We start from the raw sequence: 5,642 nt of genomic DNA, 5'->3' as shown, positions 1-5,642 counted from the left end.
TTCGTGATGGCCCCGTCGACGCTGACGTCGGCCAGGTCCAGGCCGATCATGTGGTCGTAGGCGGCCAGGGCGAGGGCGTGGAGCTGTTCGCCCAGCCCTGCCTCGGCCCAGGCGTGCAGGCGCCGGCGGATGGTGCGGTCCGAGCACACCCCGGTGGCGATGCGTTCGTATCCGGAGCCGTGGACCAGGGCGTCGACGACGTGGGCGAACACGACCCGGTTGGGCACCCGCCGCCGGTGGCAGCCCAGCGGGTGCGTCGGGTCGAACTCCGGCCGCTCGGGCAGCAGCGCGTCGAACTGGACCCACACGGGCTCCAGCAGGGATGATGGGATCGCGGGCACGGGCATCCTTTGTCGATCACGGAGCGTAGAGAACTCACATGATCGTTGATGCCTGTGCCCGCTTGCTGCCCCGATCTGATCTTCTGACCGAACTCACGACCCTATTGCCGGTCGCTCTTAGGTGGGCTGGTGCGTTCACTGTTACACGATGTTGATGCCCCTGCGGTCGATGCGTTGCTGACCGCAGTTGACGAGGTGATGAACAGCAACACCCTGCTACTCAAAGCACGCGCCGACGAACCGATCACCCCCGGCAACCGGCTGTCGGTGCTGGAGGCGTTCGTCCACGGCCCACTGTTCCCGGACATGATGCGCACCGCCGACCGCGCCCGGCATTGGGACAATCTGCAATCCGGCCCACTGGTTCCCCGCGCAACCATCCTCAAGCTGACCGAGCTGGGCATGGCAGGATTCCGTGCCCGCTTGTCGTGGATGCTGCGCACCGCCTTCAGCCCATACCGGCGACACCTCGACGCGGCACACGCCGACAAGGTCATCGACGAGTTCCTTAACTGGCTGGACCGCGACAGGCCGGTCGGTGACGGCGAAGGCTGGTCGTGCTGGTCTGTGCACCCAGACTTCATGTACCTCACCGGCTACTACAGCGACCAGCCGCCGCAGTCAGACGCCGCCTATTTCGACGCCGGCCCGAACGACACTGCCACCTACCTGCACCGCGGCAACATCCTGATGCTCTTGCTGACCAATGGATCACCATGACACCACCCGCTCATACGCCGATCCTTGAGGGGCGGCAGCAATGCGCCATCGCTACCCGGCCGGGCGCTGCTGCAGCACCGCGTCGACCCATACCTCGGGCTGACCGGCACAGACCTTGCGGCGCGGGCGGCCCTCCAGCCAGCCAAACTCAAGGTATGTCGGCGCGCGGCTGGCCGGGCCGGCAGCCCAAGCCCTCTCAAGAAGGCAGTGACGCACGCTCACTGCCGATGAGAGCATGCTCGGGCGGTCTCGAATTGGGAGCTGCATCGTCAGGCCTTCAGTGTCAACATGTTCGCCATGGCGGATCGGGTGATGTTCGTTCAGCTGAAGACGGGCCACGACACCGACAAAGGGCCGGCGTGGATCAGCCGCGTACGGTTCAGCAAGAGCTGGCAGACGGCTTACTGGCATGGCAAAACGCTCCGACGCGAGCGTGGCATGTCCGACGCCAACTTCTACGACGTCGATACCGACGAGGAGTACTGGCTCTCCGGACCACACCGCGACCGCGCTGACACGCGCTACAGCGGCATCCGGCCCCAGATTGATGACGACGTCCGCCCGGCGTACGAGGCATTCCTTCGCGGCGATCCTCTCCCCGGCCGGGAACACGGCTGACACCTCCTCATGGCAGTGCTGTCGGTCATGAGCCCGCGAACTTGGCTCTGATCGCCATGCTCGGACTCCTCGGCCTGCGGATCTTCGAAGCCTGCGGCACCAACATCGGTGACCTCGGTGAGGAACACGGACACCGCGTTCTCCGTGTACGCGGCCAGGGCGGCAAGGTCGTACTCGTCCCGCTTCCACCCGCCGTCGCCAGAGCCCTCGACCGCGCCGTCGATGGCCGCGACAGCGGTCCGATGCTGCGCAACATTCTTGGGGTGCGGACGGACCGGCACGCCGCGACGCGCCGGCCCAAGCAACTCGCGGGCAGCGCGGGGATCCGGATGCCGAGGATGCACCCCCACATGCTGCGCCACACCTTCGTCACCACCATGCTCGACGCCGGCGTCAGCCTCCGTGACGTGCAGACCCTGGCCACGCGCCTGCACGCCGAGGCGTTGCGGCTGGGCCACGAGTCGGTGGCGTACCGCACTCACCTACTTGTTTGGTCGGGTGAGCTGTCCCGTATGCGGTGCCACGTTCAACCTTGCGGACGAGGTGGCCAGTCCTCCCCGATGAGCGCAGGCATCCTCATTTGCCGCAGTCCGGGCGCTGACCTTCGTCGGTGAGCAACCGGACCTGCCGATGGGCGGGCATTTTTCCGCCCGCCCTTGGAGAACCTGGTTATGAGGACCGGTATCGCGTGTTCGGTTGTCTGGCCGCTCCTCATGACGAGGCAAGATGGCACGCATGTCCCTGCCCACCCCCACACTGCACACCGCTCGCCTGCGACTGCGCCCCTTCACCGACGCGGACTCGGACGCCCTCTTCGCGCTGCACAGCAGCGCCTACGTGCTGCGCTATTGGGACGCGCCGCCGTGGAGCGAACGTGCGCGCGCCGAGCGCTTCATCGCGGCCTGCCGGCAGATGGCGGACGAAGGCACCGGGGCGCGGCTGGCCATGGACCGTGTTTCCGACGGGGCCTTCATCGGCTGGTGCAGTCTGACCCGGTGGAACCCGGACTACCGCAGCGCGTCGTTGGGCTACTGCCTCGACGATGCGGCATGGGGTCACGGCTACGCGACGGAGGCCGCGCGCGCCTTGCTGCAGTGGGCATTCGACACGCTGGACTTGAATCGAGTCCAGGCCGAGACCGATACGCGCAACGTGGCATCTGCCCGCGTCCTGGAGAAGATCGGATTCCTGCGTGAAGGGACATTGCGGGAAGACTGCGTCGTGAACGGCGAGGTATCGGACTCGTGGGTGTTCGGGTTGATCAGGCGGGATTGGCGGCCGCCCTCCGGGCCGGTTACCACCCGCTGAGTCCTCCTCGCTCGCGAGACAGCGCCCGGCCTCCGGGGGCTTCTTTGGAAAAGGCTCACGAACACGTGGATCTCCCCTATTGCAGCGCATGCTGACTTGATACCGGAACCCGTACGCCGAAACGCGCTTCAAGAAAGCGACACGATCTTGAGAGTAGGGCCGCGACAGCAACCTGAGAAACCGAATTCGTCGCCCTGCTCAGATCCCTCAACGGCGACATGAAGCGCGAGAACCTGCAGCCCGTCGCGGCGTGCCCGCTGTTCGGCCAATCCGCCCGCCATCGGCTAGCTCGCATGATCGCGGGGCCGGAACACCTCGAACTGGACATCCGGACATGCCGAACAGCGGCAGCTGACGCCGACCGTCGCTTCCCGGAGCCGCCCTCAAGGCCAAACATCGGATGTGTCAGAGCCGTCTCGTGGTGAACAGGGTGGTCCCGTAGACCGGATCCACTTCCTTCCGCTCGGTCTCGGTGAACCCGACCTTGGCCAGTACACGGCGAGAAGCGGTGTTCCACTCCCAGACCGTGGCCCACAGACGTTCGTACCCGGACGATCTCGCCCAGTCCAGAACCGCCAACGAGGCCTCAGTCGCGTATCCCTGACGCCAGACTCGGCGTAGCAGCTCGAACGCCAGTTCCGGTTCCCCTTCCGATCCTCGTCCGCTGTCGACCAGCCCGCAGTAGCCGATGACGTCACGAGCGGCCTTCCGCTCGACCGCCAGCAACCCGATCGACCATAGCTGGTTGGTGCGGATCGAATCCTCGAGCTCCGCGACCGTGGGGTGTCCATCCGCGTCGATTCGTCGGTGCGGCGGCACTCGTGGATCACGTTCGGTCCACAGCTCACGCTGGACGACAGCCTCGGCTACCCGCCAAGGTCTGAGCAGCAGGCGACCCGTCTCGGGTACAACCTCGCGGCCCGGAGTCGCTTCAGCTGCCATGACAGCAACTCTCTCACGGGCGACTGTCATGCCGCGACGCGCTCGTCACCGAGGGCGATGTCGGCACCGGTCGCCAGCGTCCGGTCGTGCGATGAGCGGACATCTTCCGTCGGTTGTAGTCAGGGATTGTGTGAGATTCCGGCGGTACTCGGCGGACTGCTGCCCATGACGCCGTCGTGACGTTTCACGGTACGGCTCATCAGGAGCCGTACCGTCAGCCGCGCAGCAGCCCGTCGATTGTCTGGCGCAGGCGGGGCCATTCGTCGGGAATCGCGTACGTGGCCGCGTTGAGCAGGTCGAGCGGTTCGTCCCCGTGCTGGCCCGGCGCGGCGGTTGCGGCGTAGAGCCCATGAACGGCCGAGCGAGCGTCTCCATCGCCAGTGGCCTGCGACCGGAACATCCGTGTACGCATCTCTGGGGCGAGTAGCACGCCTCGCTCGATCGAGTCCACCGTCGATGCCACTGCCTCGGGATCATTGAAGGTGAACCGGCCGGCAAGGGCTCGTGCGGCCAACGTGAGGGCGGCGCGGCGCGTCGGCTCTGACGCACTCCGCATCCGGGCATCCAGGTCGGGGTCCTTGTACCCGAGCCGGCCCGGCGGCGTCGGGTCGCTCGGAATGTCGCCGATCATCACAGCCTCGCCAAGCTCCTCGAAGGCGTCGACCCAGCCGACGTCGAGCCGGACGCCGGTGCGCCGCTCGACGAGCGCCATCGCCTCAGCGTCGAAGTCAGCACCTGCCAGGTCGCCGGCGTCCCAACGGCGGCGTGCTTCACGCAGTCCGTCCAGGTCGTTGTCGAGGACGTCCGGCTGCTCACCATGGCGCCGCCCGGGGTCGTTCTTGTCCACCCACGCCAGGACCTTGCCGTAGACGGCGTAACTGATGCCGCCGTTGCCGTTGATGGTCCAGTCGACGTTGTGCACGCGGACGCCGTCGCTGAGCCAGCGCAGGACCTCCCGACGGGCGCCCTCGAAGCCGTTGGGCTGGAACATCACCACGGCCGGGCCGACCTGGGTCAGGTACGCCACCTTCGACTCATCGGGCATCGCGGGTCGGGAGTTGTTGCGTGCGGAAAGTGGATCTCGGTCAGGTCGACTCGCTTGCCGCGCAGCCGTCGTAGGACGATGTCCTCCGTAACCGGCACGCTCGCCGGCTGGATCACCGTCCAGCTCAGCCCTTCGGCGTACCAGGAGCGTTCGTTGAGGAATTGACGGTAGTACGCGACCACGGCGTCGGACACGCCGGGCAGACTAACGCTCGGAGGCGTCAAGCGCTGGCCGGTGGCGGTCCGGGCGCGTGGTGGCGACGCTGACCTGGCGATCCGGTGAACAGGTTGTCCGTCCGCTGTTCCTGCTGCCCTGCCCGCCTGTCCACGTCCCCGTCCCGTACCGATGCCGGTACTACCCCGCCCATTCGGCAAGCCACTCCGCATCCACTTCTGGCGATGCGGGCGGTCGTGTCGATGGAGGAGCGACTAGTGGTCGCTTTTTCGGCCAGAACTGTCTATTATCGATCGTCGTGGGCGGTGTTTTTCGGATCGGCGAGTTCGCTACGCGGATTGGTCGTTCGGTGAGGACGGTGCGTCGGTGGGAGGCGGAAGGGCGGATTGTGGCCCGCCGTCTGCCGTCTGGGCAGCGGTACTTCGACGACTCCGATGTGCGCAGGGTGCTGCAGCCTGGCTTCGACGCCGCCCGACGCAGGGTGGTGGTGTACT

General features: G+C 66.6%; 9 protein-coding genes. 5 read left to right on the top strand and 4 right to left on the bottom strand.

All coding sequences use genetic code 11. The features are described from left to right. Positions 1-347, bottom strand: a 347-nt coding sequence (locus tag ACNAW0_RS29785) for a transposase (protein WP_416291372.1), incomplete at its 3' end; no start/stop codon positions are given. A 123-nt stretch (positions 348-470) separates the two neighbouring features. Here ACNAW0_RS29785 and ACNAW0_RS29780 point away from each other — a divergent pair. The 4 genes from ACNAW0_RS29780 (at position 471) to ACNAW0_RS29765 (ending at position 2,987) form a co-directional block, all read left to right on the top strand. Beyond that, a complete protein-coding gene (locus ACNAW0_RS29780) occupies positions 471-1,061 on the top strand; it encodes a hypothetical protein (RefSeq protein WP_416291371.1) in 591 nt (196 codons plus the stop codon). A gap of 288 nt (positions 1,062-1,349) precedes the next feature. Next, on the top strand, positions 1,350-1,679 hold the full coding sequence (locus ACNAW0_RS29775; RefSeq protein ID WP_416291370.1) for a hypothetical protein: 330 nt from the start codon (positions 1,350-1,352) through the stop codon (positions 1,677-1,679). A 41-nt stretch (positions 1,680-1,720) separates the two neighbouring features. Continuing rightward, on the top strand, positions 1,721-2,293 hold the full coding sequence (locus tag ACNAW0_RS29770) for a tyrosine-type recombinase/integrase (RefSeq protein ID WP_416291369.1): 573 nt from the start codon (positions 1,721-1,723) through the stop codon (positions 2,291-2,293). A 121-nt stretch (positions 2,294-2,414) separates the two neighbouring features. Then, entirely contained in the window at positions 2,415-2,987 is a 573-nt protein-coding gene (locus ACNAW0_RS29765) for a GNAT family N-acetyltransferase (protein WP_416291368.1), read from the top strand. A gap of 405 nt (positions 2,988-3,392) precedes the next feature. Here ACNAW0_RS29765 and ACNAW0_RS29760 read toward each other — a convergent pair whose 3' ends face one another. The 3 genes from ACNAW0_RS29760 to ACNAW0_RS29750 form a co-directional block, all read right to left on the bottom strand. Further along, positions 3,393-3,929 (bottom strand): GNAT family N-acetyltransferase, encoded by a 537-nt coding sequence (locus ACNAW0_RS29760; protein ID WP_416291367.1) that lies wholly within the window; start codon positions 3,927-3,929, stop codon positions 3,393-3,395. Between the two features lie 214 nt (positions 3,930-4,143). Next, complete coding sequence (locus ACNAW0_RS29755; RefSeq protein ID WP_416291366.1) at positions 4,144-4,956, bottom strand: DUF6461 domain-containing protein; 813 nt, start codon at positions 4,954-4,956, stop codon at positions 4,144-4,146. After that, on the bottom strand, positions 4,944-5,168 hold the full coding sequence (locus tag ACNAW0_RS29750; RefSeq protein ID WP_416291365.1) for a hypothetical protein: 225 nt from the start codon (positions 5,166-5,168) through the stop codon (positions 4,944-4,946). The genes ACNAW0_RS29755 and ACNAW0_RS29750 overlap by 13 nt, the downstream gene beginning before the upstream one ends. A gap of 278 nt (positions 5,169-5,446) precedes the next feature. On the opposite strand from ACNAW0_RS29750, the gene ACNAW0_RS29745 reads away from it, so the two are divergent. After that, the coding region (locus ACNAW0_RS29745; protein WP_416291373.1) for a MerR family DNA-binding transcriptional regulator at positions 5,447-5,642 on the top strand (196 nt) is incomplete at its 3' end.

Origin of the sequence: Micromonospora sp. SL1-18 (assembly GCF_047921505.1) — a bacterium.
Taxonomy (GTDB): domain Bacteria; phylum Actinomycetota; class Actinomycetes; order Mycobacteriales; family Micromonosporaceae; genus Micromonospora.
Note: the sequence above shows the minus strand (reverse complement) of the source record. Positions and strands in the feature narration are given on the sequence as shown.